This window comes from Corynebacterium sp. LaCa78 (assembly GCF_046717505.1).
GTDB lineage: Bacteria > Actinomycetota > Actinomycetes > Mycobacteriales > Mycobacteriaceae > Corynebacterium.
In genome coordinates, this window is record NZ_CP177112.1 from 1,941,921 (window position 1) to 1,967,183 (window position 25,263).

General features: G+C 60.1%; 21 protein-coding genes and 3 tRNA genes. 10 read left to right on the forward strand and 14 right to left on the reverse strand.

Features of this window, described 5'->3' with window-relative positions:
• Positions 1–89: 89 nt before the first annotated feature.
• Positions 90–2,606, forward strand: a complete 2,517-nt coding sequence (pepN, locus tag ACLI1O_RS09335) for an aminopeptidase N (protein ID WP_239268743.1) — start codon at positions 90–92, stop codon at positions 2,604–2,606.
• Positions 2,607–2,609: 3 nt separating this feature from the next.
• On the opposite strand, the gene ACLI1O_RS09340 is transcribed toward pepN, so the two are convergent.
• Positions 2,610–3,299 carry an SDR family oxidoreductase gene (locus ACLI1O_RS09340; RefSeq protein WP_239268745.1) on the reverse strand — a complete coding sequence of 230 codons (690 nt, stop codon included), beginning with the start codon at positions 3,297–3,299 and terminating at the stop codon, positions 2,610–2,612.
• A 79-nt stretch (positions 3,300–3,378) separates the two neighbouring features.
• On the opposite strand from ACLI1O_RS09340, the gene ACLI1O_RS09345 reads away from it, so the two are divergent.
• Complete coding sequence (locus ACLI1O_RS09345; RefSeq protein WP_411706823.1) at positions 3,379–5,250, forward strand: FAD/NAD(P)-binding protein; 1,872 nt, start codon at positions 3,379–3,381, stop codon at positions 5,248–5,250.
• 26 nt (positions 5,251–5,276) lie between these two features.
• Here the strand turns inward: ACLI1O_RS09345 and ACLI1O_RS09350 are convergent, their stop codons facing one another.
• The gene (locus ACLI1O_RS09350) at positions 5,277–6,434 is read right to left on the reverse strand and encodes a cystathionine gamma-synthase (RefSeq protein WP_034658136.1); all 1,158 of its coding nucleotides are present in this window, start codon (positions 6,432–6,434) and stop codon (positions 5,277–5,279) included.
• A gap of 155 nt (positions 6,435–6,589) precedes the next feature.
• On the opposite strand from ACLI1O_RS09350, the gene ACLI1O_RS09355 reads away from it, so the two are divergent.
• Positions 6,590–7,594, forward strand: a complete 1,005-nt coding sequence (locus tag ACLI1O_RS09355; RefSeq protein WP_034659037.1) for a mechanosensitive ion channel family protein — start codon at positions 6,590–6,592, stop codon at positions 7,592–7,594.
• The gene (locus ACLI1O_RS09360; RefSeq protein ID WP_284849550.1) at positions 7,595–7,978 is read left to right on the forward strand and encodes a globin; all 384 of its coding nucleotides are present in this window, start codon (positions 7,595–7,597) and stop codon (positions 7,976–7,978) included. It abuts the gene before it with no gap.
• A 131-nt stretch (positions 7,979–8,109) separates the two neighbouring features.
• On the opposite strand, the gene ald is transcribed toward ACLI1O_RS09360, so the two are convergent.
• The 6 genes from ald to ACLI1O_RS09390 form a co-directional block, all read right to left on the reverse strand.
• Positions 8,110–9,201, reverse strand: coding sequence for an alanine dehydrogenase (ald, locus tag ACLI1O_RS09365; RefSeq protein WP_284849549.1), 1,092 nt, complete (start codon positions 9,199–9,201; stop codon positions 8,110–8,112).
• Positions 9,202–9,460: 259 nt separating this feature from the next.
• On the reverse strand, positions 9,461–10,099 hold the full coding sequence (locus ACLI1O_RS09370; RefSeq protein ID WP_284849548.1) for a hypothetical protein: 639 nt from the start codon (positions 10,097–10,099) through the stop codon (positions 9,461–9,463).
• A gap of 42 nt (positions 10,100–10,141) precedes the next feature.
• Positions 10,142–10,555: an acyl-CoA thioesterase gene (locus tag ACLI1O_RS09375; protein ID WP_239268757.1), complete on the reverse strand. Its 414-nt coding sequence runs from the start codon at positions 10,553–10,555 to the stop codon at positions 10,142–10,144.
• A gap of 12 nt (positions 10,556–10,567) precedes the next feature.
• Positions 10,568–12,238 carry an energy-dependent translational throttle protein EttA gene (ettA, locus tag ACLI1O_RS09380; RefSeq protein WP_005277855.1) on the reverse strand — a complete coding sequence of 557 codons (1,671 nt, stop codon included), beginning with the start codon at positions 12,236–12,238 and terminating at the stop codon, positions 10,568–10,570.
• Between the two features lie 110 nt (positions 12,239–12,348).
• Entirely contained in the window at positions 12,349–12,945 is a 597-nt protein-coding gene (locus ACLI1O_RS09385) for a single-stranded DNA-binding protein (protein ID WP_239268759.1), read from the reverse strand.
• Positions 12,946–13,137: 192 nt separating this feature from the next.
• Positions 13,138–15,189 carry a cytochrome c oxidase assembly protein gene (locus ACLI1O_RS09390; RefSeq protein ID WP_370658451.1) on the reverse strand — a complete coding sequence of 684 codons (2,052 nt, stop codon included), beginning with the start codon at positions 15,187–15,189 and terminating at the stop codon, positions 13,138–13,140.
• A gap of 66 nt (positions 15,190–15,255) precedes the next feature.
• Between ACLI1O_RS09390 and ACLI1O_RS09395 the strand changes: the two genes are divergently transcribed.
• From ACLI1O_RS09395 to cmrA, 3 genes are all read left to right on the forward strand, one after another.
• On the forward strand, positions 15,256–16,179 hold the full coding sequence (locus ACLI1O_RS09395) for a LysR family transcriptional regulator (protein WP_239268763.1): 924 nt from the start codon (positions 15,256–15,258) through the stop codon (positions 16,177–16,179).
• 40 nt (positions 16,180–16,219) lie between these two features.
• A tRNA-Arg gene (locus ACLI1O_RS09400) sits at positions 16,220–16,293 on the forward strand.
• A 124-nt stretch (positions 16,294–16,417) separates the two neighbouring features.
• On the forward strand, positions 16,418–17,218 hold the full coding sequence (cmrA, locus tag ACLI1O_RS09405; RefSeq protein ID WP_239268765.1) for a mycolate reductase: 801 nt from the start codon (positions 16,418–16,420) through the stop codon (positions 17,216–17,218).
• On the opposite strand, the gene ACLI1O_RS09410 is transcribed toward cmrA, so the two are convergent.
• Positions 17,215–18,759, reverse strand: coding sequence for an alanine/glycine:cation symporter family protein (locus tag ACLI1O_RS09410; protein ID WP_239268767.1), 1,545 nt, complete (start codon positions 18,757–18,759; stop codon positions 17,215–17,217). The two genes, cmrA and ACLI1O_RS09410, sit on opposite strands and share 4 nt — an antisense overlap.
• Positions 18,760–18,919: 160 nt before the next feature.
• On the opposite strand from ACLI1O_RS09410, the gene orn reads away from it, so the two are divergent.
• A complete protein-coding gene (gene orn, locus ACLI1O_RS09415) occupies positions 18,920–19,561 on the forward strand; it encodes an oligoribonuclease (RefSeq protein WP_411706824.1) in 642 nt (213 codons plus the stop codon).
• Between the two features lie 49 nt (positions 19,562–19,610).
• Positions 19,611–19,686 (forward strand) — tRNA-His (locus ACLI1O_RS09420).
• Between the two features lie 28 nt (positions 19,687–19,714).
• On the opposite strand, the gene ACLI1O_RS09425 is transcribed toward ACLI1O_RS09420, so the two are convergent.
• Together ACLI1O_RS09425 and ACLI1O_RS09430 are read right to left on the reverse strand one after the other, a co-directional pair.
• Positions 19,715–20,659 carry an MsnO8 family LLM class oxidoreductase gene (locus tag ACLI1O_RS09425; protein ID WP_370658450.1) on the reverse strand — a complete coding sequence of 315 codons (945 nt, stop codon included), beginning with the start codon at positions 20,657–20,659 and terminating at the stop codon, positions 19,715–19,717.
• Between the two features lie 20 nt (positions 20,660–20,679).
• Complete coding sequence (locus tag ACLI1O_RS09430; protein ID WP_239269884.1) at positions 20,680–21,885, reverse strand: Ig-like domain-containing protein; 1,206 nt, start codon at positions 21,883–21,885, stop codon at positions 20,680–20,682.
• A 209-nt stretch (positions 21,886–22,094) separates the two neighbouring features.
• On the opposite strand from ACLI1O_RS09430, the gene ACLI1O_RS09435 reads away from it, so the two are divergent.
• Positions 22,095–22,167 (forward strand) — tRNA-Lys (locus tag ACLI1O_RS09435).
• A gap of 100 nt (positions 22,168–22,267) precedes the next feature.
• Here the strand turns inward: ACLI1O_RS09435 and ACLI1O_RS09440 are convergent.
• The 3 genes from ACLI1O_RS09440 to ACLI1O_RS09450 are packed head-to-tail and all read right to left on the reverse strand — an operon-like array spanning position 22,268 to position 25,244.
• Complete coding sequence (locus ACLI1O_RS09440; RefSeq protein WP_239269885.1) at positions 22,268–23,029, reverse strand: ABC transporter ATP-binding protein; 762 nt, start codon at positions 23,027–23,029, stop codon at positions 22,268–22,270.
• Positions 23,020–24,075, reverse strand: a complete 1,056-nt coding sequence (locus ACLI1O_RS09445) for a FecCD family ABC transporter permease (protein ID WP_239269886.1) — start codon at positions 24,073–24,075, stop codon at positions 23,020–23,022. The genes ACLI1O_RS09440 and ACLI1O_RS09445 overlap by 10 nt, the downstream gene beginning before the upstream one ends.
• On the reverse strand, positions 24,075–25,244 hold the full coding sequence (locus ACLI1O_RS09450; RefSeq protein ID WP_239269887.1) for an ABC transporter substrate-binding protein: 1,170 nt from the start codon (positions 25,242–25,244) through the stop codon (positions 24,075–24,077). The genes ACLI1O_RS09445 and ACLI1O_RS09450 overlap by 1 nt, the downstream gene beginning before the upstream one ends.
• Between the last annotated feature and the right edge of the window lie 19 nt (positions 25,245–25,263).

The following is a 25,263-nucleotide window of genomic DNA, read 5'->3' on the forward strand; positions in this document are numbered from 1 at the left end:
TTGAAATAAGTGCAGTTTGCCCCACCACTGTAAACGCGCTGCTAACCTTGATGCATCACTATTTTCGTTAGCAAAGGAGAATCTAGGCAATGACCTCTGTAAACCTCACGTGGGAGGAAGCAAAAAATCGCTCCCAGATGCTCAAGGTTGAGCATTACGATGTCGCTTTAGACCTTAAGCATTCCGATACCCACTTCCTGTCCACCACCACGGTGCGCTTTAGCACCCAGGAGGCCGGTTCTACCTTCATCGATCTGCGCGCGGACAAGCTGCACGAGGTGCGCCTGAACGGAAACCCGCTGCCCACGCAGTCCTATGACCCCACCTACGGCATTCCCCTCTCCGGGCTGCAGGTAGCGGATTACACGCTCAAGGTCACCGCGGAGATCCCCTTCTCCCGCACCGGCGAAGGCCTGCACCGCTTCGTGGACCCTGCCGATAACGAGGTCTACCTCTACACCCAGTTTGAAACCGCCGATGCCAAACGCGTCTTTGCCTGCTTCGACCAGCCGGATCTGAAGGCCACCTACTCCCTGCACTTTAAGGCCCCAGAGGAGTGGACCATTATCACCAATGGCCCGGTCACCCGCGAGGGCGATACCTCCCATTCTGAGATCGACTACCCGCTATCGACCTACCTGGTTGCCCTGTGCGCAGGCCCCTACCACGAGGTCACCGATACTTGGCGCGGCGAGCTGACCGAGCACCCCGAAGGCAAGCCGGCGCAAAAGCTCGAGGTCCCGCTCGGTATTTACTGCCGCGCCTCGCTGGCAGATTCCCTCGATGCCGAGCGCCTTTTTACTGAGACCAAGCAGGGTTTCGACTTTTACCACCGCAACTTCGGCTTCCCCTACCCCTTTGGCAAGTACGACCAGATTTTCGTCCCAGAGTTCAACGCCGGCGCGATGGAAAACGCCGGTTGCGTAACCCTCCGCGATGAATACGTCTTTACCTCGCAGGCCACGCACTACAAGTACGAGCGCCGCGCCGATACCGTCCTGCACGAGCTCGCCCACATGTGGTTCGGTGACCTCGTGACCATGCAGTGGTGGAATGACCTATGGCTCAACGAGTCCTTCGCCACCTGGTCCGCGGCCATCTCGCAGGCGGAAGAAACCGAATACGATACCGCCTGGGTCACCTTTGCCAACGTGGAAAAGTCCTGGGCCTACCAGCAGGATCAGCTGCCTACCACCCACCCCATTTCCACCGATGCCAGCGATATCGAAACCGTGGAGCAAAACTTCGACGGTATTACCTACGCCAAGGGCGCCTCGGTGCTCAAGCAGCTGCAGGCCTACGTTGGCCGCGAGAACTTCCTCGCCGGCGTGCGCCGTCACTTCGCCGCTCACGCGTGGGGCAATGCCACCTTCGACGATCTGCTCCGCCACCTCGAGGAGGCCTCCGGGCGCGATCTCTCCTTCTGGGCACAGCAGTGGCTGAAGACCACCGGTATTAATACCCTGGCGGTTGCCACGGGGGCCGATGATGACGGCACCATCACCCAGGCGCAGCTCACCCAGCGCGGCGATACCCTGCGCACCCACCGCGTTGCAGTGGGCCTGTACAGCACGCAGGACGGCAAGGTTGTGCGCACCGAGCGCCTCGAGATGGACGTGGATGGCGAATCCACCGAGATCCCAGAGCTGGTCGGCCGCAACCTGAAGGACATCGACTTCATCCTGCCCAACGATGACGATCTGACCTACTGCCTCATCGATTTGGATGCAGGATCCCTGCAATTTCTGCTGGATAATATCGAGAAATTTGATGACCCCATGGCGCGCACCCTGTGCTGGTCCACCGCCTGGGAGATGACCCGCGCCGGCACCATGCGCGCCCGCGACTTTATCCGCTTGGTGGCCCGCGGTATGAAGGCGGAGACCGAGCTCGCCGTCCTCGAGCGCATCGTCTCGCAGGCCTCTACCGCACTGAAGAACTACGCCGATCCGGCGTGGGCGAAAGACAGCACGGTTTTGGCGCAGGCGCTTGTCGATGGCGCCCGGAGCACCGATGCGCAGCGTTCCATCATCTGCACGCAGGCGCTGTCTAGGATTCGGCTGCACCAGCCGGCCCGCGACTACCTGCACGATCTCCTCGCGGATTCCGATGATGCCGGGCTGCGCTGGTCCGCCGTCGCAGCGCTCGCTGCCGCGGGTGCGCTTGCCGATGCCGAGGCCGCCATCGCCGCCCAGCTCAAGCGCGATAATTCCGCTACCGGCTACTACTCTTCCCTGCGCGCCCACGCCGCGATTGCCACCGCGGATAATAAGCGCGCGGTATGGGAAGAAATCGTAGCCGGGGATCTCACCAACCGCGAGCTCACCTCGAAGCTGGAGGGCTTAAACTACCCGCACTCCGATGATCTCTTACCCACCGCGGAATTCTTCGAGGTGGCCGAAAAGATCTGGGACTCCCAGTCCTCCGAGGTGGGCCTGACCACCGTTACCGGGCTATTCCCGTCCTGGGATATCAGCCAAGATGGCCTCGATCGCGCCGATGCCTTCCTGCAGAAGGATCTGGCAGGCGGCCTGCGCCGCACGATTACCGAGCAGCGCGACCGCGTGGCCCGCGCCCTGCGCAACCGCGAGGTCGACGCCGCTTAATGCTTAGTTCTTGCGGAGGTTCAGTTCGATGCGCGGGCGCACCTGAATCTCCGTGAGCTGGGTGGTGGGCCCAGCCTCCACGACGGTGCGGATGGCGCGCGCCACCTCCACGGGCGCAATAACCTCGTTCGGGTTGTAGTCCTGCAGGCCCTCCAGCATCGGGGTATCGGTGGGCCCCGGCGCCACGGTGGAGACGCGGATGCCGGGTTCGGAGATACGCAGGGCATCGGCAAGCGCATACAGCGCGTGCTTCGTCGCGGCATAAACCACGTTATCGCCGTAGCTCTTGCGCCCCGCCCCCGAGTTGATGAAGACGACGGTGCCCTCCGCCTTGCGCAGCTGCGGCAAGAGCGCGCGAGTAACCTCCGCTGGCGCGTGAACGTTTAAGTCCATGTGGGCGCGCCAATCGTGCGGGGTGGCCTCTTCCACCGAGAACTTCGTGGCGCGTGCCGCGCCGTGCACGAGCACATCGACCCGCTCTAGCTCGGGCAGCTGCATGCCCTCATCCAGCCCGGCTACCAAGTCGCTGGCAACCGGCGTGATATTTGCGGCTTTCGGCAGCTCATCGGCTCTGCGGCCCAGCGCATACACGTGGTGATCGCGGGCGAGATCCTTGATGATCTCGCGCCCCATGCCACCGGTGGCACCGGTAACGACGGCGATTTTCTCTGGCACATTCGTGGTATCAGTCATGCCACCCCATCATAGGGAAAATGGATGCTAGCGGTGCGCGGCGTTCGTCCCCGTTCCGCGATGTGGAACGATAGGGGCTATGGCTACTCCTGCAATCGCGATCGTCGGCATGGGCCCGCGCGGCATCTCTATCTTGGAACGCCTCGCCGCTCGCATGGATGATTCCAGCTCCCCCGTCACCGTCCACCTCATCGACGAGGCCCAGCACGGCGCCGGCCGGGTCTGGGACACCGCCCAAACCAAGACCCTGTGCATGAATACGCGCGCTGGCGCCGTCACGCTTTTTACCGAGCCCGGCGCGACGGTGAACGCCCCGGTGCTCGAGGGGCCAACGCAATACGAGTGGATCCAGCTGCTGCGCGGTGAGGGCGATAAGGTAGCTCCTGCCAAGCGCGAGCTTTATGCACAGCACCCTCCCGCCCCACACATTGCCACCGAGTACCGCGCGGAGCTGGCCGCCACCCGCCCAGAGTCCAATCCCACGCGCGCTTTATACGGCGAGTACCTGCGCTGGGTCTATGACGTGGTGCTGGCGCGCCTGCCGGAGAGCATTTCCACGGTGAGCCACCACCACCGCGTGGAGACCATCACCACGGATGGCTCAGCCGATATCCTGCACCTGGACGATGGCTCGCAGGTGCACGCCGATGCCTCGGTCCTAGCCTATGGCTGGATGGCGCCGCGCTTTAATGACGAGGAGCAGCACTTGGCGGAATCCGGGCTGCACTGGATCGCGCCGGGCAATCCCGTGGAACAAGACTATAAAGCCATTCCCGCCGGCGAAGACGTGCTGGTACGCGGGCTTGGCATGGGTTTTTATGACATCATGGCGCTAACCACCATTGAACGCGGTGGCAAATTCGTCGAGGATGCCACCACTCGCTCTGGCCTGCGCTACGAGGCGAGCGGGAAGGAACCACATTTCATCGTCGCCTCCGGCCGCGGTTATCCCTTCCATCCCAAGTCCGAGTACAACGAGCTGCCGCCCACGATGCCGCGGCGGCGGTTGCATGGGGTCATCGGAAAGCTCAAGGGCGCCGAGGACATCGACTTCGACGCCCAGGTTTGGCCCGCCATCGCGCGCGATAGCTACGAGGCGTATATCACCACGCTGGAACGAGTGAATCCGGCAGCTCTCCTTCGCCCGCGCGAAGAGATCCTCACGGTCATCGATGCCACCGCGCCTTACGATCTCGGCACCGCCCTTGCTCCCCTAGTCACCCAGCCGTGGGATATGACAGACCTTATGTACCAAGTTGCTGGATTTACCGGCGATATTTCGGCGCTCACCGCCCACATTGCGGATTCCCTGGCGGGCGATATCCAGGAGGCGGCCGCCGGGTATGATTCGCCCATGAAGGCCGCGCTGTGGTCACTGTCCCAGTCGCGCAAGCCCTCCTCCATCCTGGGTGCAGAAGGCCGCTATACCCGCGAGTCCCGCACAGGCCGCTACGCGCAATTCATGTCCTTTGGGCAGATGGTGGGCTCGGGCCCTCCGCTGTTCCGCGTGCGCCAGCTGCTCGCGCTTGTCGATGCCCACCTGGTCCATTTCCTTGGTGATCACCCCACCCTCGCGATCGAGTCAGACCATTACACCCTGACTTCTGGCCCGCGCTCGGCATCGTCGCCCACGCTTGTCGATGCCTTCATGCACAAGCCCGATATCCGCGTCGCCGGCGATCCGCTCACCCGCGGATTGGCCGAGGGTGGCCGGGTGCGCCCGTTTGCTGATCACGGGCAGGACACCGGCTCCCCCGAAACCGATGGTGCCACGCGGCGCACCGTCCACCCAGATGGCAGCCTGGATGAGCGCCTGCATATCGTGGGCATTCCCACCTATGCGCAGTGGCCGGATACAACGATTTCCCCCATGCCGGGCACGGATCCACTCATGCTGCAGGAAACCGATAAGACCGCCGGCTCCCTGCTCAAGGTTGCCGGCGGCCGGTAAACTCGCGGTTGCGCTGTGAGCGCGATTTAAAGGGCGTCGAGCGCCTGCTGCAGATCCGCTAGCAGGTCATCGATGTCCTCGATGCCGATGGAGATGCGCACCATGTCTTCCGGTGGCACCAGTTCCGATCCTTCGGCCGAAACGTGGGTCATGTTCTGCGGGTGCTCGATGAGCGATTCCACCCCGCCCAGCGATTCCGCCAGGCAAATAAGGCGCGTATTCAAACAAATCTGCTTGGCGTGCTCTGGGTCGTGGAAGCGCACGGACATCATGCCGCCGAACCCGCGCATCTGCTGCGCCGCCAGTTCGTGGCCCGGGTGCTCTGCCAATCCCGGGTAGCGCACCTGCTTAACCTCTGGGCGGGCCTGTAAGAATTCCGCCACCTTTTGCGCATTGGCGCAGTGGCGATCCATGCGCACGCCAAGGGTCTTAATGCCACGCGCAGTCAGGTAGGCATCGAAAGGCGAGGCGACCGCGCCCACGTTGCCCTGGAAATACAGCAGCTGCTCATCCACCTCGGGGTCATTGGTAACTACGGCGCCACCGAGGACATCGGAATGCCCGCCCAAGTACTTCGTGGTGGAGTGCAGGACGTGGTCTGCACCGAGCGCGAGCGGGTTCTGCAGGTACGGCGTGGCGAAGGTATTATCCACCAACACCTGCGCATTGCCCTTGACCTTAGCCACCGCCGCAATATCGGTGATATTCAGCGCCGGGTTGGTCGGGGTTTCCAGCCAGATGAGCTTAGTATTGTCCTTTACCGCAGCGGCGACGGCATCGACATCACAGGTGTTGATAATGGACATCTCCACGCCCCACTCCGTGAAATCATTAAGCAGGCGATAAGAACCGCCGTAGGAATCATTGCCCAAAATGACGTGATCGCCGGGGCGCACCAAGATGCGCACCATCGTATCGGCGGCTGCCATGCCGGTGGCAAAGACGCGGGCGTAATCCGCGCCCTCCAGTGCAGCCAAGGTCTTCTCGAGGGAGCGCACCGTCGGGTTGGCCACACGCCCGTATTCAAAGCCGCCGCGCAGTTGCGCGAGGCCATCCTGGGCGAACGTGGTCGAAGCGTAGATCGGCACGTTGATGGATCCCATGTGCGGATCCGGGTGATATCCAGCGTGAATGGATCGGGATGAAAATCCTTTTGCCAAGTTATGCGCGCTGTGTTCAGTCATGCCTCCCAATCGTAGACTAAGCGGTTCATCCACACCGGCCATTCGGCAATTTATATTCTGCCCTCTCCACGCGTTGCCGATTCGGCGCCATCAGTGAGATTTCAGGATTTTCTCTAGAATGGGTGCGGTTAGTTTGTGTCCACGATCAAGAAAGAATGATGAGTACGAACCTATTTACCATGGCTCAGGGCGCTGCAGAGAAAAAAGACGATGCAGTAGAGTCCGTATCGAGCTTCTGGAACGACGAGAACGTTCAACTTTGGCTTATCGAGCGACCCATCCGCATCGGCCTCATTATCATTTTGGCCTTCATTGCGCACTGGGCGCTGCGCCACCTCATCAACCGGCTGGCGAAAAACAGCATTAAGGCCTCCACCCTCAAAAAGCCCAGCCGCAGCCGCAGCAGGTCTGCGGAGGACGGCCAACCGGATGACACCCTGCGAGAAACCAGGGAGGCGCGCCGCGCCTCGCGCATTAAGACCCTCGCCGGCGTAGGGCGCTCGGCGGTCGCCATCGTGGTCTGGGTTTCTGCCGGCATTGCCATCCTGGACGAGTTGGAAGTCAACGTCGCCCCGCTGATCGCCTCAGCCGGTGTTATCGGTGTTGCCCTCGGCTTCGGTGCGCAGGAACTGGTCCGAGACTTCCTCTCCGGTATTTTCATGCTCATTGAGGATCAATACGGCATTGGCGATGTCATTGACCTGGGCAACGGCGTCTTCGGTGACGTCGAGTCCATTTCCCTGCGCATTACCACCGTCCGCGATATCGACGGTGCCCTGTGGTACGTCCGCAATGGCGAAATCCTGCAGGTGGCTAACCACTCCGATGAGTACTCCGTTGCCCGCATCCAAATCCCCGTCGGGCTATCCAATGACCCAGAGGTTGCCGGCGAGGTCATCGACAAGGCCGTCAAGGATGCCGTCAAGGACGAAAAGATCCGCAAGATGGTGCTCAGCACCCCGCGCATCGACGGCATGTCCAAGTTCGAGCCGGATTACGTATCCTTCCGCGTGTCCACCAAGACGCTGCCGGGCCGCCAGTGGGATGTCCAGCGCTTTGTCCAGTCCCGCGTCCTCAACGTCATGCACGCAGAGGGCATTACCACCCCGTACCCACACGGCATCGGCATTGCCAATCCGCATAAGGGAGACGATGCCTAAATGAATTCCGTCTATGAAGCCATCGGTGGCACCCCTACCTTTGAGCGCCTCGTGCATGGCTTTTATGACCAGGTCAAAGAAGACGACGTGATTGGCCCCATGTACCCGGATCAGGATTGGGAAGGCGCGGAACAGCGCCTTACCTGGTTCCTGATTCAGTACTGGGGCGGTCCCCAACACTTCTCCGAAAACCGCGGCCACCCGCGCCTGCGCATGCGGCATGCAACCTTTCCCATTGATATGGAAGCTCACGACCGCTGGCTCGAGCTGATGGGAAAATCCCTCGATAGCATCGAGGAAGACACCATCCCGCCGGCGTATCGCACCATGCTTTGGGATCACATGCAGCGCGTCGCCGCCATGCTCATCAACAGAGCGCCTTAATTTTTCAACTGCTTGTAGCGCTGCCTGTGCAAGCGTTGCAAGCTGTACAAAGAGGCCCGCGCACTTTCACATTAGGTAGTGCGCGGGCCTCTTTTACTGTGCGCTAGCGCCAAGTTAGCGCTGCCGGATGCTTAGTCTTTCCAGTCGAAAGCCTGGCGTACCGGCTCAGATACCAGCTTGCCCCCGCGGGTCATCACGCCTGAGCGCAGACCTGGGAAGCGCTCGATCGCGGCATCCAGGTCGTCGTTAGCCACCGCGCGGATATACGGCAGCGTCGCCGAGGCCAAGGCGCGGGCCGAAGTATTGGCCACCGCACCGGGCATATTGGCCACGCAGTAGAAGAGGGTGTCGTGCACCTTGAAGGTCGGTTCGTCATGGGAGGTCTTGCGCGAGTTCTCGAAGCAGCCGCCTTGGTCGATGGCGACATCGACAAGCACCGCACCCTCCTTCATCTTCTTCACGGTCTCCTCGCGCACCAGCTTCGGTGCCGCAGCGCCTGGAATCAGGACGGCGCCAATGACGAGATCGGCCTCCTCCAGCTCCTTATCCAGAGTGGATGGGTCAGAGATCAGGGTACGCACGCCGCCGGCGTACTGGTCATCAAAGCGCTGCAGGACGTGTGGATCCACGTCCAGGACCGTGACTTCTGCGCGCAGACCGTGCGCCATGGCCACGGCGGACGCACCTACCTGGCCGCCGCCGATGACCACCACGCGCGCAGGCTGGGTGCCCGGGATGCCAGAAACCAAGAGGCCGCGGCCGCCCTGGGTGGACAAAAGGTGGTGCGAGCCCTCGATAACGGCCAAGCGCCCAGCAACCTGGGACATAGGGGTCAAAAGCGGCAGGGTGCCGCGGCGGTCCGTAACGGTTTCATAGGCAATCGAGGTCGTCTTCGATTCCGTCAGCGCCTCCGTCAGCGGGCGATCCGCCGCTAAGTGCAGGTAGGTAAAGACGGTGAGATCCGAGCGAAGGTACTGGTACTCGGATTCCAGCGGCTCCTTTACCTTCAGCAGGAGCTCGGCCTTGGCCCACGTCTCGTCCGCAGAATCGACGATGGTGGCACCAGCCTCTACGTATTTCTCGTCGGGAAAGGACGCGCCTACGCCCGCGCCCGATTCGATGAAAAGCTCGTGCCCATCAGTAACCAAGGTCCGCACCTCGGTTGGGGTGAGGGCGACGCGGCTTTCATTATTCATGATTTCTTTGGGTACAGAAATGCGCACGGAGGTTCTCCTTCATGTGTTGGCTACAGCGGCGAAAAATTATTTCTAGCTGTCAGGCTAACGCAGAATGCGAAGGAGAATATAAGTTTGTGCGTATTTCACGAACGGGGGTGACAATAATAATCGCGCTTTACTCGATACCGCAGTGTATGGGGTTAAAAATGCACACTCGGAAAATACCCACTACCCCCGACTATTGGGTTATAGGTATTATTCACTGTCTGTTTTTAGACGGTGAGATCCCAGATTCGGGGAGTAACTACAGAACCGATAGCCGCGTGGAACGGTAGATGCTGCCAAACGGCGCATCAAGGCGCACCCACCGACCTAGGCTCGATACTCGCAGGTGCCGCGGAATATCCATAGAGGCAGAAAACCCCGGAATGAGGCCTAGATTGGTACAGGCGAAGATCATCCGCATCGGGATTTCCACCGTCTGTCCATTGCCTTCAACCGTGACCACGGTTTGATTAAGCAGGCTGGGTGGCGGGCCCATGGGTCCAGAAAACTCCCGGGTCAGCTTCTGGCCTTGATCTGAAAGCTCGCGAACCACCGTCACCGGCAGGGTATCCACCACGCTAAAACCGGTGGCCGGCGGCAATGCGCCCGGCCACGACACATCACGGGCTGGGCCGAGTTCCATAATGCCGGTGCCATCGTGTTCCGCTAGCTGTTGCTCCAGCGTCCCAGCGGACCCCACTGCCCCATCGCGAGAGGCTTTCCCCTGCACCCGCCGGGAGGCGACAACCTCGAAGGGGGTGGTAACGAAGGCATCAACGACGTCATCGGCAAGCTGGCGCAGGCGCACCGATGCATTCGCGTCTACCCCGACTGCGCGCGCAAGAAGGGCCCGTAAGCCAGGTCCTCCGCTGCGAACTTCAAGCGACTCGGTGACCATGGCTTGCGGGCCCTACCTTTCTATGTGTGCACAGTGCGCCGTTTAAGAGGCGCTCATCTGCAGAATATCCTTTTCCTCATCCGTCAACGGGCGCGGGGTGTGCTTCTTCTTGTCAATGACAACCTGCACACAGTTCACCGTGGCCGCTACCTCCCCAGCAGCGGTCTTGACATGCTGGGTCGTGGTAAAGGATGACGAACCGATCTGGGAAACGGAGGTTTCCACGATGACGTGGGCATTGCCCTCAAAGGGAATGGGCCGCATATAGTCCACGTCGAGATGACGCACCAAGGCCATGAAATCGATGCCCTTGGCATAGATATTCTCCTTGGCAAAAGCCAAGCGTGCCTCCTGGGCAACCTCGATATAGTTGGCGTTCATCATGTGGCCGTACATATCGAAATCGCCCCAGCGGGTGGGCACTTGGTGGGTATGCGCGTTATCGGTCGCCATCATTCTCCTCAGGGATTATCGGGTGAGCTTGCGGTGAGTGACGCGAGAAGGACGGGCGGCGTCTTCTCCCAGACGCTCCACCTTGTTCTTCTCATAGTCACCAAAGTTACCCTCAAACCAGAACCATTGCCCCTCGGCAACGTTTCCTTCCCACGCCAGAATGTGGGTACAGGTACGGTCCAAGAACCAGCGGTCGTGGGAAATAACAACGGCGCAGCCCGGGAATTTCTCCAAGGCGTTTTCTAGCGAACCCAGGGTTTCGACGTCCAAGTCGTTGGTTGGCTCGTCAAGAAGGATAAGGTTGCCGCCCTCTTTCAAGGTCAGCGCCAAGTTCAAGCGGTTGCGCTCACCGCCGGAGAGCACCTTCGACGGCTTTTGCTGATCCGGGCCCTTAAAACCGAAGGCGGAAAGGTACGCGCGCGATGGCATCTCATTTTGGCCAACGTGAATATAATCCAGCCCGCCGGAGACGACCTCCCACACCGTAGCCTCTGGGTCGATATTCTCGCGATTCTGGTCCACGTAGGACAGCTTGACGGTCTCGCCGACCTCAACGGAGCCATCATCCGGTTCTTCCAAACCAACGATGGTCTTAAACAGCGTGGTCTTACCCACACCGTTCGGGCCGATAACACCGACGATGCCATTGCGCGGCAGGGTGAAGGACAAGTCCTTAATCAGGGTGCGATCATCGAAGCCCTTGACCAGGTTCTTTGCCTCGACGACCTTATTGCCCAAGCGTGGCGGCGTAGGAATCTGGATTTCCTCGAAGTCCAGCTTCTTATACTTCTCCGCCTCTGCAGCCATCTCTTCGTAGCGCTCCAAACGAGCCTTGTTCTTGGCCTGGCGAGCCTTGGCGCCGGAGCGTACCCATTCCAGCTCGTCCTTCAAGCGCTTGCGCAGCTTGGCGTCCTTCTTGCCGGCGACCTGGAGGCGCTCTTGCTTCTTATCCAGGTAGGTGGAGTAATTACCCTCGTACGGGTACAGCTTGCCGCGGTCCACCTCACAGATCCAGCCGGCCACGTGATCTAGGAAGTAACGGTCGTGGGTGACGGCTAGGACGGCACCTGGGTAATCCGCCAAGTGCTTTTCCAGCCATTCCACGGACTCGGCGTCCAAGTGGTTGGTGGGCTCGTCCAAAAGTAGCAGGTCCGGCTCCGTCAACAGGAGCTTGGCCAGGGCCACGCGGCGGCGCTCACCACCGGAGAGGTTGGTCACCGGGGCATCGGAAGGCGGGCAGCGCAATGCCTCCATCGCCTGCTCGATCTTGGAATCAACCTCCCATGCATCGGCGGCATCCAAGTCCTCTTGCAGCTTGCCCATTTCCGCCATGAGCTCATCGCTGTAATTGGTCGCCATCTCTTCGGCGATTTCCTCGAAGCGCTGCTTCTTTTCAAAGATATCGCCGAGGCCCTCCTCGACGTTGCCGCGCACGGTCTTTTCTTCATTCAGCGGCGGCTCCTGCTGCAGGATGCCCACGGTGGCACCCGGATCGAGGAATGCCTCACCGTTAGAAGGCTGATCCAAACCGGCCATAATCTTCAGAATGGAGGACTTACCGGCACCGTTGGGGCCGACCACACCAATCTTGGCGCCCGGGTAGAACGCCATCGTGACATCATCAAGGATGACCTTATCGCCAATTGCCTTGCGCACGTTTTTCATCGTGTAGATGAATTCGCCCACTTTTTACCCCTTTGCAAAAATTTGGGAGACGTATTTATCTACACAAACACTACATCAGAATGCGCGCCTAGGTGCCTCGGGTCGGGCGAACCCGAGGCGGATGGCAGGCGCTATGCATGCACGGTTTCGGCGGCCTCCTCTTCTTGCGTTGCTACTTGCTCGCCGTCCTGGGCTGCTGCACTATTTCCCGCTTGGATGCGGTCTGCAGCGGTATCAGCGGCGGTATCGCCCGGCGCGGAGTTATCTACGTCCGGTTCCACCTCATTATCGCCAAGCTCAGGGATGGCGATGTTTTCCTGGTTATACTGCGGCGCCAAGCGCTTTGCGCCGATGACGTGGCGGTTTAGGTCTAGGCCCACATACTGCGCCTTGATAAAGGTGCGGTAATGGTCCTTGCCCTCATCATCGCGCCACTGATCAGAGACGATCGAGCCGCAGACCAATAGCGGCATGCCCTTGGCCAGGGATTTCTTGACGTTGATGGCAAATTGGTTCCACATCTCCACGTCAATAAAGAGGTGGTCTACATCGCGCCACTGCTGCTGGCCGCGTTGGTTTTCGGCGTCGGTACCGGTATCGGCGGGGCGATCAGGAACGCGCCGGGAGGATGCGATGCGCAGCTTGGTTTTATATGCGCCGGTCGAGGTCTTGGTCAGGATGGGATCTTGGGTAAGGCGGCCGGTTAACATTACTGGGTATTGAGACATGGTGCTGAAATTCCTTTACTAGGTTGTGAGTTCGCGAGTGGTATGTCCCTCGCTCGCCTTCACATCCTGCTGCCGCAGCGCAAACCGCACCATGCCATGCCGCCCAGCGCTGTGGATAACTTGTTGTTCCCCTCAACAAAGCGGCCCCAGGATGGTCACTTTCGGGCGGGTTATCCACAGGTGGGCAATAAATTAGTGCCCGCGGAAGCCGCTTTCATCGCCGTGGCTCATGTCCTCCAGCATCGCGTTATAGCGGGCGAGCTCAGCATCGTCGTCCGCCTCCGCCTGCACATCGTGGCGCCGTGCGGTCGCGCGGTCATCGCGCAGCCAATCCAAAAAGAGCTTGCCAAAGACAATGACCAAGGGGAATTGGCCAAAGCCCCAGGCAATACCCCCGCCCACGCGCTGATCCTGCAGCAAGTCCTGATCCCAAGGCAGCTCGAGATACTGATAGAAGTCGAGGCCAAGCACCGTTTGCAGCTGCATCAGGTAGACCCCGGCGAAGAGGTGGAAGGGCATCGACAAGAAAAGCATGCCAAGCCGGAAGGGCGTGGAATGGCGCTTAGGCAAGGGATCTGGGCCAATGACCTCCCAGAAGTAGAAGTAGCCGGAAATGAGGAACACGTAGTTCATGATGAGATGGCCGGCGTGCTCCGAAATGGCGAATTCGTACAGGCTCGGGAAAAGATAGAGCACGTAGAGGAAAAAGAGGTACTGCGCCAAGTTCACGAAGGGATTGGTAATGACCCGCACGAACTTAGATTGGGTCAGCGCCAAGGCATAATCGTGCGGGCTCGGCTGCCCCTTTGGACCCGGCTCGTAGGCCTCCATGACCAAGGTGACGGGCGCGCCTAGCACCATGAGCAGCGGAATGGTCATGGACAAAATCATGTGCACCAGCATGTGGATGGAATACATTGCGGGCATGTACAGGCCGAGGCCGGTGGACATGACAAGCGTAAGGCCCAGCGAGCCGACCATAAACCACGCGGTGCGTCCCTTGTCCCAGCTCAACCCGCGCTTGTGCACGCGGTAAACGCAGTAGCCATATGCCGCGGCCATGAGCAGGCCAATCGTGCCAAACATGATGTCAAAGCGGAACATCGTCCAGATATTGAATACCGTGGGCGCCTCATGCAGGTTATAGCCCATGAGGATCTGCATGGAGCTCAAGTTCGGATCCCGCGGTGGCGGCGGCACGGTGCGCCCCAGGGTGATGGCTACGCCAATCGTGCCCGCCATGACCGCGAGCTCCACGATGGCGATGCGGATAAAGAGCCGCGGGTTTTTATCTAACTGCGGGATGGTGAGTTCGCGGTGGATAAGCCCCAAAATGCCCAGCAGGATGGTGAGCACGAACTTGGTGATCAGGATAATGCCGTAAGGCGATTGCGGCAGGTCCGAAATATCCATCCGGATGAGCGTATTGATTAGGCCGGATACCGCCAGCACGACGATGGCCATGAAAGCGATGGCGGAATATCGCTTGACCGCGAAGGGGAGGTTCGGGCCCAGGCGCCGGCCATGCGCGATGAGCGCCATGAGGCCGCCCACCCACAGCATCACAAATACCAGGTGCCACAGCAGCGAGTTCGTGCCGTAATCGTGATCGCCACCGGTCGCAGAGTGGCCTTCAAGGCCGATGGGGACTACTTGCAGGATGGACAGCAAAAGCAGCACCGGCTGCATGGCCCAGGTGCGGCTGAGGCTGCCAATAATTCCCACGGTAAGGGCGATGAGCACCGCAATGCCCCACACGATGGTGGAGGAAATTTCCGTAAAGGCCATTTTCAAAATGGTCAGGTTGAAGACCTTAAAAAACGGCGTGCCGGTCAGGTCCGACATGATCATCGGGATTTCTACCAGCCCCACGGCCGCAGCACCGAAGGCCGACCACGTGCCAGTGCGGGCGGCGATATGGCCGTCGACCGATAAAGGCGCCTCGATGAGGGAATCGTTCTCCCCGCGCGGGGCGATGAGAAACGACGAGGCCAAAAAGGACCCCACGGATAGCGCCATCAATAGCCACGCCAGCCCACGGAACAGCGGCAGGCCGAAGGTGGTAATCCGTCCTGGGTCCGGAATGCCCAAGGCGGCCAAGGAATCCGCCAATAAGAACAAGGAAATGAACCCGGCGAGCAAGCCAGCAAAAAGCATTGCTGCAATAAAAATCCCCCAGGAAGGACGGGGTTTTTGCGTTCCAGACTGCGTGCCTTTGACCAGCTTATTGACCATAGCTCGCATTCTATAGGGCCACCCTAATGCAAAGCGAACGCATATTTTCTCCCTGGATGTGCCATGATAGGACTTATGGACACCCGTCAACTTCTTTATTTCCGTGCCGTTGTAGACAATGGGTCCTTTACCCATGCCGCCGCAGCCCTCGAAATGACCCAGCCCTCCCTGAGCCTTTCCATCCGCAAATTGGAAAAGGAGCTCAATACCCAGTTGCTGTCCCGGGGTCGTTCGGGCGTAACCACCACGGAGGCAGGTGATTATGTCTATGACACCGCCCTTAAGGTCGATGCCCTGCTGGCCGATGCCCAGCGCCACATCAGCGAAATCACCGGCGATAACGCCAATACCGTCTCCCTGACGTCGTGTCCCATTTTGAACTGGGAATTTACCCCCTCCATCCTCTCCGAGCTCACCGAAATCCACCCCTCAGCTCGCATCAGCCTGGATGATTCCACCGCCGCCACCGCCATCAAGCGGCTCTTGGAGGGCCAGGTGGACCTCGCGCTCTTGCCGACGTCCGACCCCAAAGCCTTCATCCGCCGCTACTCCCCCGAGCTCACCGTCCACGACGTCGCCGAATTCGACTACTCCCTTGCGGTGCCAGAGAGCATGGCAGATCTTCCTTCCCCCGTCTCCTTGCAGGACTTGCGCGAGGAAACCTGGCTGGTTCCTCCCCACTGCCGCGAGCTTCCCGGCATGGCGGAGCTTTACGATGAACTGTGGGAACACCACCCCTCCTACAAGCCGGATCACATTCAAGACGTCGCATCGCTGCATGCCGCCATCCCGATGATTTCCAGCGGCTTTGGCATCAGCTTCATGCCGCGATGCGCCCCCGCACTGCATCCGCAGGGCATCGCTAAACTAACGGTCAAAGAGGATCTTCCACGATTCCATGCCATCTTGGCGTATCGCTCCGACCGCGAACTGACCCCTGCCGCCCAAGAATTGATCGAAATTCTGCGCGCGCACGATTCCGCCCGCCCCCTGGCTTAGGAATCGCCGTGGCTGTGGGCTAATATGAGTGTGCTGTCCAGCCCCCATAGCTCAGCGGATTAGAGCAGTGGGTTTCTACCCCATGTGTCGCGGGTTCGAGTCCTGCTGGGGGCACCGTCTGAAGTCTCGAGGCATCGTTTCTTAAAGCTACGATGCCTCGAGACTTTTTCGCAGCGTGCCGGCTTTTTGTCTACGCTGGGGTCTTTAGAACCTAGCCCCCCCCTCGAAAGGCTCGACAATGTCACTTCCGGCACCATCTCGTACCTCCTACGCCCTAGTTACGGGCGCTAGCCAGGGCATCGGCAAGGCGATGGCCCACGATTTCGCGGCGATGGGCTATAACGTCATCCTCGTTGCCCGGCGCGGCGAAATCTTGGAAGATTTAGCCACAGAACTTCAGCGCCGCCACCACATTGAGGCCAGTGCCCTACCCGCGGATTTGGCCACCGATGAGGGCGTCGAGGCGGTCATTGACACCATCTCCTCCAAGAAAGTCTCCATCTTGGTCAATTCCGCCGGCATCGCCAGCTTCGGGCCCTTCATGGACCAGGACTGGGGCTACGAGACCTCCCAATTCGCCTTAAACGGCACCGCCGTGCACCGCCTGACCCGCGCCGCGCTGGAACACATGCTCCCGCGGCGTGCGGGCGCCATCTGCAATGTGGGCTCAACGGCCGGCAATATCCCCATCCCCAATAACGCGACCTACGTCTTTACCAAGGCCGGGGTGAATGCGTTTACGGAGGCGCTGCACTATGAGCTCAAGGGCTCTGGCATCAGCTGTACCCTGCTAGCTCCTGGGCCGGTACGTGAGGCGACCATCGCCGAAGAGGACCAGACCATCGTGGATAAGGTCGTGCCCGATGCGCTGTGGACCACGTATGAGTCCTGCTCCAAAGAGACCATCGCGGCCATGCAAAAAGGCCAGCGACGCGTGGTCCCTGGCCCCTTGTCAAAGGCGATGAACGTGGTCAGCAAGGTGCTGCCGACCCCAGTCATCGCGCCGCTCATTGGGCGGTTTTATTCCCAGATGAGCTAGCGTTCCGCATTCTCGCCGGCGGCTTGCTTGCTGGCCGCTTGTGCCGCCGCACGGGCGTTTTTGCGGTCCACCCAGAAATCGGCATTCTTGATGCCCACCGCCTCTGGGTCGAATTCCGGATCCTTGCCCGCCTTCTTTTGTTTCTCGTAGTCCTTCAGGACCTTGAGCGCCGGCACCTGCAGGAAGAGGACGGCGATGATATTTAGCCATGCGGTGGTGCCCACGCCGATATCGCCCAGCGCCCAGGCCGAGCCCGGAGTCGTGGTAGCACCCACGATGACCGAGACGATAATCAGGATGCGCAGCGCCCATACTAGGCCGCGACGAACCGCGCGGGACTTGACCCAACGGTTGAAGTAGGTCAGGTTGACCTCGGACATGTAGTAGTACGCCAGCACGGTGGTAAAGGCGAAGAAGGCAATGGACACGGCGATAAACGTCGGGCCCCAGCCAGCAAAGACGCTATCGAGGCCGGATTGGACGAAGCCGGGGCCGACTGCGACGTCATCGGGAAGCGAGCCTTGGTAGACAACCTCGCCATCCTCGGATTCGCCGCGGAAGACGGTGTACATATCCGTGGAGATGATCATAAACGCCGTTGCGGAGCACACGAAGAGGGTGTCGATGTACACGGCGAAGGACTGCACGAAGCCTTGCTTGGCCGGGTGGGAGACCTCCGCGGCGGCAGCGGACTGCGGGCCGGTGCCCTGGCCAGCCTCGTTGGAGTAAATACCGCGCTTAACGCCCCACATGATGGCCACACCCAGCATGCCGGAGAACCCGGCCTCGAGGTTAAAGGCAGACTTAAAGATAAGGCCAAAGACCTCTGGGATCTGCGAGTAGTTGATGAGCATCACGACGATGGAGATGCCGATGTAGATCGCAGCCATAAACGGCACGACTAGGGTGGCGAAGTTAGCGATGCGCTTGACGCCACCGATAATGATGGTGGCCAAAATGCCGGCCAGGACTACCGCGGCCCAGGTGGAATTGATACCCCACGCGGTATCGGCCGCTGCGGCCACAGCATTGGCCTGAATGCCCGGCAGGAAGTAGCTGGTGGCCAAAATCATGGCGATGGCAAAGAGGATGCCATAGACCATCATGAACGGCGCAGCCTTGGTGTGCTTATACGCCTTTTCGATGTAATAAGCCGGGCCACCGCGGTACTCGCCGGTGTCCTGGTCCTTTTCTTTATAAATCTGCGCCAGGGTGCACTCGATGAAGGAGGTGGACGAGCCCAAAAGCGCCACAGCCCACATCCAGAACACCGCACCCGGGCCACCGAAGGCAATGGCCGTGGACACGCCGGCGATATTACCCACGCCCACGCGGCCGGATAGAGAGACCATCAGCGATTGGAAGGAAGAAACACCGTCGTCAGATTTTTCGCCCTTGGAAATTTGCCGCAGCATATCCGGTAGGCAACGGACCTGCAGGCCCCGCGTTATCACGGTGAAATAAACACCCGCACCCAAGCACAAAAACACGAGGGCGGGCGACCAAATTATGGAATTGAGGGCATCGAGAAAGTTTGCCATCGAGAAACTCCTTAGTCATTCGCACCTCCCTTGTGAAGCACGATATAGAAAGTATGCCGTAAATCACTCCCCCGTGTCGGTAAAACGATAGGTAAATTTTTCTTTTGCTTTTCGGGGTGCAGATCGGGGCGCGCGGAGGGCCCCGTCAGTCGGGGTTAGAATGGAACGCATGTCTTCTCCCGAAATCGCCGCAAAATATGATCGCCTCGTGTGGATCGACCTGGAAATGACCGGCCTCGACCCGGAACGCCACGTCATCGTCGAGGTGGCCGCAGTCATCACGGACGGCAACCTCAACATCCTTGGCAAGGGCATCGATCTCGTCGTCCACGCCACCGAAGAGGAACTATCCCAGATGGATTCCTTCGTCACCGAAATGCACGCAAACTCCGGCCTCGATAAGGAAATCCGCCAGTCCACCACGACCATCCGCGAGGCCGAGGACGCGGTACTGGCGCTCATCAACGAGCACTGCGAGCACCCGGCTCCCCTAGCCGGCAATTCCATCGCCACCGACCGCACCTTCATCCGCACCTATATGCCGCGGCTAGATGAGGCGCTGCACTACCGCATGATCGATGTCTCAACCATCAAGGAGCTCGCCCGGCGCTGGCACCCGCGGGCCTACTACAACCAGCCCGATAAGGGCATGGCCCACCGCGCGCTGCAGGACATCATCGAGTCCATCCGCGAGCTCGATTTCTATCGCCGCAGCGTCTTTCGCACCGATGAGGGCCCAACTTCTACCGAAGCCAAGGAGCTCAAGGCCGAAACCACCGCCGATTACCAGGCGTTTTTGTAATTTACGCGGCGTGAGTTAACCTATATCTCGTTGCTTTCGCGCAACGATGGTGGCTGTAGTTCAGCTGGTAGAGCACCAGGTTGTGATCCTGGTTGTCGCGGGTTCGAGTCCCGTCAGCCACCCCAATCTCCCGAGCCCCGTGCTCGGGATTTTTTATATCTCCACCACCATTTCCTCCGAGCGGGCCCTCCCCGCGAGATCCGGCATGTCTCCGGTAATCAGGAACTCATCGACGCCCAGCTGCTTGCCGATGCCCCTTAGTTCCTCCCCCACTTCCCCCACCGTCCCCCAGACGTCGTGGCCCAGGGACTCGTCGATGCGGCGCTGTTGCTGGCTCGTTAGCCCCTCCAGATCCAATTCGCGGGCTGGGCGCAGCGGCGCGAATTCCCCGGTGGACTGGGCCATGACCTTTGCATAGGACTCCGGCAGCAAAAGGTCCCGCGCTTGGTCCGCGGTATCGGCCACGGCGATATTGAGGGAGGAGATGATAGGTGGGGCATCGGCAAGCGCATGCTCGCGGTAGAGCCGCGCCGCCTTTTCCTGCATTTCTACGGGCCCGCCCAGGATGACACCCAATCCCAGCCGCGCGGCCACCCTGACCGACCGGAAGCCGGCGAGGATATAGATGGGCGTGCCCGCATACTCGGGCCGCACCGTCACCGCCGCCTCTCCGCGCAGGTAGCGCAACAGGGCCTCGACCTCGTTCTCGAACTGCGGCTTGAGCTCCAGCGGATCGCCCTGGCGCAGCGCCTTGCGCACTGGCGCCGTAAAGCCCACCGAGGAGCCCAACCCAATATCGATCCTGCCGGGGTACAGCGCCTCCAAGAGGTTAATCTGTTCCGCGACTAGAAACGGCGGGTGGTTGAGCACCATAATTCCTGCGGTACCCACGCGAATGCGCTGCGTGCGCGCCGCCACGTGCGAAGCCAACATGCCCGGCTGGCCCGCTGGGATGCCCGGCACCCCGTGGTGCTCGGCGAGGAAAAACCTGCGAAAACCCAGCCGCTCCACATGCTGCGCATGCTCGGCTATCCCATCGAGTCTGCCTGCCGCCCCGCGGTCCAAAATAGAAAAGCGCATGGCCACCACTGTAGCCATGCGCCTAAAAATTGTGCGGATTATTGATTAGCGTCCGCGTTGCCCTTGGACCATTCCTCCCAGGGCATATTCCAATCGCCCAAGCCGTCCAAGGGGTTAAGCGTCCCACCATAAGTATTGATTACGTGGACGATATCGCCGCGCTTGACGGTGTTCTGGAACCACTGCGCGGCCTCTGGCGTGACGTTGATGCAGCCGTGAGAGGTATTGGAATTACCCTGCGCCCACACGGACCACGGTGCGGAGTGCACGTAAATGCCGGAATAGGACATCTGGGTAGCCCAGTCCACCTCGGTGCTGTAGCCGCCCGCATCGTGCGCAAGCCCGAAGGTCTCAGAATCCATCAGCAGCGACTGGTGCTGATCGCCAATGACATAGCGCCCATTCGGGGTGTCATATTGATAATCGCGACCCAGCGATACCGGAATGGTGCGCAAGAGCTCCTTGTTCTTGTAGACCTTCATGGTCTTGGTGGCATTATCCACCAGCGTGACGGTGCGATCCCCGATGGTGAAATCCGTCCCGGTATTTTCCCCGCCGTAGATGCCGCCACCGAGGTCCTTGCCGTATTGATCGACCTTGACCTCAACCTTGGTGCCCGGCTCCCAATACTCCTTGGGGCGCCAGCGCACCTCTTGGTTATTCACCCAGTAGAACGCGCCTTCCACCTCTGGGTTGGTCTTAACCGTAATCGTGTCCTCTGCCGCCTTGCGGTCGGTGATATAGGTGCCGAAATTGACGCCGATAACCTGGCCCACACCCACCTCAGAGCCGGGGATAGGCGTCATCGCCACCTGGGCGACGCCCGCCGCCTGGGAGGTGGAAAAGCTCAGGTTCTTCTTATTGCCATCCTTGTCAGTGGCCACGATGGAATAAGTGTGGTTATAGCCAAGATCCTCCGCCGTAGTCCACTTCTTGCCGTCCTCAGAGAGTTTTTCTTCAACTTCCACGCCCAGCTCATTGGTCATGGTCACGCTCTTGAGCTCGGTGGTGGATTCCACGGTGACGGGCTTGGATGGATCGACGTCTTCTGCCCCATCCTTCACGGAGGCCGAAAGCTTCGACTTTTCTTTCTGCTCAGACTTCTCTGCTGAGCTCGAGGTAGATTCCTGGTCCCCCGAGCGGTTTTCAGCGGCGGAATTAACGGAGCACGAGGCTACTACCAGGGAAATGCACGCAATGCTCGCAGCAGCAATGCGGCGGGGTTTAGGGAGGGAAATAATCACTAAGTAGACCTTAGAAATACAGTAGTTCTTTCAAGACCAATCCAGACTATCGCCTTGCCACCCCAAATACCAGAAACAAGCGCACCATTATCCAAACTGTTATATTCCCCCAGAAATGTACTATGAGCTGGCGATTTTACAGTTTTTCAACCGGAGTGCTAAAGTTTCTACTCGTTGCACAGAGAGCCACACGGCAGGACGTCGACACTGCGCCATTAGCTCAATTGGCAGAGCAACTGACTCTTAATCAGTGGGTTCGGGGTTCGATTCCCTGATGGCGCACAACAGCAAAATCGCGAGGCAAGTACCTCGCGATTTTTTCGTTTTCAAAGCTAGCAGTTCAAGGCTAGCAAAAAGGCCGAGCATCTCGCTCGGCCTTTGCTTATTTCACGCGTTGGGGCGCGACGACGGGAACACCGCGGTGCTCCACGATGTCCGCCTCTACCCCATAAACACTTTCCACCAGTTCGCGCGTGAGCACGTCTCCAGGCGTGCCCTGGGCACGAATACGGCCGGATTTGAGTACCACCAGCTGGTCACACATGCGCGCGGCCAGGTTGATGTCATGGATGGCCACCAGCCCCAGGCTGCCTTCGCGCCTAGCCTTCTCGCGCACCTCCTCGAGGACGAAGAACTGGCGATGCAGGTCGAGCGCGGACGTCGGCTCGTCCAAGAGCATCAGGCCGGGATTTCCCACCAGCATCTGCGCCACGGCGACGAGCTGACGCTGGCCGCCAGATAGCTCGTTGAGGTAGCGCGAGGCAATGGCGTCCAGCCCCATCGCGTTCAGCACCTCGCCGGTGCGGGTAATAGGGTCCTCGCACGCTTCCCGACGCGCCGCGATCAGCACCGTCTCAAACGCCCGCAGCGCCGCGGTGCTGGGCAAATCCTGCGGGACGTAGCCAATCAGCTGGCGGCGGCGCTTGCCCCGCGGGCTTTCTCCTTCCACCAGGAAATCCACCTCGCCCTTGTACCCGCGGTGCACGCCGGCAAGGGACTTGATCAGCGTGGTTTTACCGGACGCGTTGGGACCTAAGAGGCCGACCAGTTGACCGCCTTGCAGCGTATCCACGTCTACCGCTTCGAGCACGGTGTGCTTGCCGTAGGCCGCGCTTATACCGCGCAGGGTAAGTTCTACGTCCACAGCGCCCTCCTTCGAGTCATCACGATGGCGATAAAGAACGGCACGCCCAAAAGCGAGGTCACGATGCCAATCGGAATGGCCAGACCCGGCTTAATCATCAGACTCGCCGCGTGCGCCGCGCACATCACGGCCGCACCGGCGGCCATGGAGGCGGGCACGAAATAGCGCTGGTCCTCGCCCACCAGCATACGAGCGATGTGCGGGCCCACGAGGCCGATAAAGCCGATGATGCCGGCGAAGGCCACCGTCGTTGCCGCCACGAGGGAGACCACGATGAGCACCACCACGCGTAGCCGCGCGGTATTAATGCCCATGGCGGCAGCGCGGGCATCGCCAAGCCGCAAGGCCGTAAGCCGCCACGACAGCGCCCACAAAATGGGCAGGGCAACCAGCAGCACACCCGCCAGCACGCCGTTGGCGGCCCAGTTCGCACGCGTGAGCGACCCCATGGACCAAAAGACGATCTGCTGGAGCGCCTCGGCCGAAGACTGGTACTGGATAAGCGCGAGCATGGCCTGGAAGAAAAAGACCAAACCAATGCCCAGCAGCACCATGGTCTCCGCTTTCGCACCCCGGATAATGGCCGCCACGACGATGATCGCCGTCGCCACCGCCGCAGACAACCACGCCACCAGCGCCAGGTTGAACTGCGGCTGGGTTAGCAGCTGCCACTTGAGCACGATGGAACTAGCGCCGCCGAAGGCCGCCGCGGCGGAAATACCGAGGGTAAACGGCTCCGCCAGCGGGTTATTCAAGATGGTCTGCATCTCCGCGCCGGCCAGCGAGAGGCTGACGCCGATGAGCAGGGCCATAACGGCCATCGGCAAGCGCAGCTTCCACAGCACCGTATGCGTCTGGTCATCCAGGCTCGAGGGATTCACGATGCCCCTGATGACCTCGCCGGGGCTGATGTCGATGGCGCCGACGAAGTTGCTGACCACAAACGCCACCGCCGCAATGAGGCACAGGCCCGCGACGATGCTGATGCGCTGCCAGGTGAGCTTCTTGTGTTGCTGCGTAAGGGCAGCTACCTCCGCACTCACCATTAATTCGTGCTAAAGAAGGTTCCCTCGCCAGCAACCGGCGAGTACTTTTCTTGCGCTTGCATCCACTGCTTGTCGATGTCCATATCCTCATACGCCTCCGGGTTGATCCATTCCGCGATCTGCAGCAGCGCCAGGTAGTTGAACGGCGAGTTGTAGAACTGGTGCCACATGCTGTGCAGTTTGTGTTCCTTGACCGCGCGCAGGTTCTCAAAACCGGGCTGGTGGCTCGGCAGCTTGGTAACGCTCGACTCCGCCTCATCTTCACCGATGCCATAGCCCACCGCGGCGTAGCCCACGGGGTTGCCCTCATCGTCTTTCATTTCGGACCAATCGCCGCCGGTGGCAATCACCATGTCTGGGTCAGTCTCGAGGACCTTTTCTGGGGTCAGGGCACCGGATTCGCCTGGGATGATGCCGTCGGCCACGTTTTCGCCGCCGGCGACGTTGACCAGCTGCGAGATATTGGAGTCATTCCACGAGCCACAGCAGTCCGAGACACCGGCCGCGCGCCAAACGAAGGTCTTGGGCTTGTCCTTTACCTTGTCCGCACGCTCCTTGACCAGGTCCACGGTTTCTTGCCACTCTTCGTTGAATTCCTTGGCGCGCTCTTCTTTACCGAAGATCTCACCGAAAATATCCATGGACTTGGTGGTGTTTTCCAGCGGCTTGGCGCGGAAATCGGTCACGGCGTACTTGAGGCCTGCCTGATCCATCTTCTCTGTCAGGCCTGCCTCTTGCGAGGCGTCGTACTGGTCCTTGGACAACACGATGAGGTCTGGATCCAAGCTCACCAGGTTTTCCACGGTGACATCGCCCTTGGTGAACCCGCCGATTTCCGGCAATTCATTGACCTTGGGCAGCTTTTCTTCCAAGACGTTGTAGTAGTCCGGCACGTTCTTCTTCAGGTCGGATCCGATGCCTACGACCTTATCCAGCGGATCCTCGGTATTGAGGATGCCGGTGGCGAAGATGGAGCGGCCCTCGCCTAACAGGACGCGCTCGGGGGCCTTGTCGAGTTCTACGTCGCGGCCCGCGAGGTCGGTGAAGGACAGGGCAGCATCGTCGCTGCCGCCGCCGTTGTTGGTTGTTTCTTCGTCGGTGCTGCAGCCTACAAGTGCGGTGGCGGAGGCCGCCACCACGGCCATTACCTTGGGGAATCTATATGCCATCTTGAGTCCTTGGTTAGTC

Excerpts from the sequence above, each read along its gene's own strand:
- ACLI1O_RS09345 (WP_411706823.1), top strand. The coding sequence starts at position 3,379 with ATGGCTACTCCTGCAATCGCGATCGTCGGCATGGGCCCGCGCGGCATC.
- pepN (WP_239268743.1), top strand. The coding sequence starts at position 90 with ATGACCTCTGTAAACCTCACGTGGGAGGAAGCAAAAAATCGCTCCCAG.
- ACLI1O_RS09370 (WP_284849548.1), bottom strand. The coding sequence starts at position 10,099 with ATGGTCACCGAGTCGCTTGAAGTTCGCAGCGGAGGACCTGGCTTACGG.
- ACLI1O_RS09385 (WP_239268759.1), bottom strand. The coding sequence starts at position 12,945 with ATGTCTCAATACCCAGTAATGTTAACCGGCCGCCTTACCCAAGATCCC.
- ACLI1O_RS09410 (WP_239268767.1), bottom strand. The coding sequence starts at position 18,759 with ATGGCAAACTTTCTCGATGCCCTCAATTCCATAATTTGGTCGCCCGCC.
- ACLI1O_RS09350 (WP_034658136.1), bottom strand. The coding sequence starts at position 6,434 with ATGACTGAACACAGCGCGCATAACTTGGCAAAAGGATTTTCATCCCGA.
- ACLI1O_RS09390 (WP_370658451.1), bottom strand. The coding sequence starts at position 15,189 with ATGCGAGCTATGGTCAATAAGCTGGTCAAAGGCACGCAGTCTGGAACG.
- ACLI1O_RS09445 (WP_239269886.1), bottom strand. The coding sequence starts at position 24,075 with ATGGTGAGTGCGGAGGTAGCTGCCCTTACGCAGCAACACAAGAAGCTC.
- orn (WP_411706824.1), top strand. The coding sequence starts at position 18,920 with ATGGAACGCATGTCTTCTCCCGAAATCGCCGCAAAATATGATCGCCTC.
- ACLI1O_RS09355 (WP_034659037.1), top strand. The coding sequence starts at position 6,590 with ATGATGAGTACGAACCTATTTACCATGGCTCAGGGCGCTGCAGAGAAA.
- ACLI1O_RS09395 (WP_239268763.1), top strand. The coding sequence starts at position 15,256 with ATGGACACCCGTCAACTTCTTTATTTCCGTGCCGTTGTAGACAATGGG.
- ACLI1O_RS09425 (WP_370658450.1), bottom strand. The coding sequence starts at position 20,659 with ATGGCTACAGTGGTGGCCATGCGCTTTTCTATTTTGGACCGCGGGGCG.
- ACLI1O_RS09450 (WP_239269887.1), bottom strand. The coding sequence starts at position 25,244 with ATGGCATATAGATTCCCCAAGGTAATGGCCGTGGTGGCGGCCTCCGCC.
- ACLI1O_RS09375 (WP_239268757.1), bottom strand. The coding sequence starts at position 10,555 with ATGATGGCGACCGATAACGCGCATACCCACCAAGTGCCCACCCGCTGG.
- ACLI1O_RS09340 (WP_239268745.1), bottom strand. The coding sequence starts at position 3,299 with ATGACTGATACCACGAATGTGCCAGAGAAAATCGCCGTCGTTACCGGT.
- cmrA (WP_239268765.1), top strand. The coding sequence starts at position 16,418 with ATGTCACTTCCGGCACCATCTCGTACCTCCTACGCCCTAGTTACGGGC.
- ACLI1O_RS09360 (WP_284849550.1), top strand. The coding sequence starts at position 7,595 with ATGAATTCCGTCTATGAAGCCATCGGTGGCACCCCTACCTTTGAGCGC.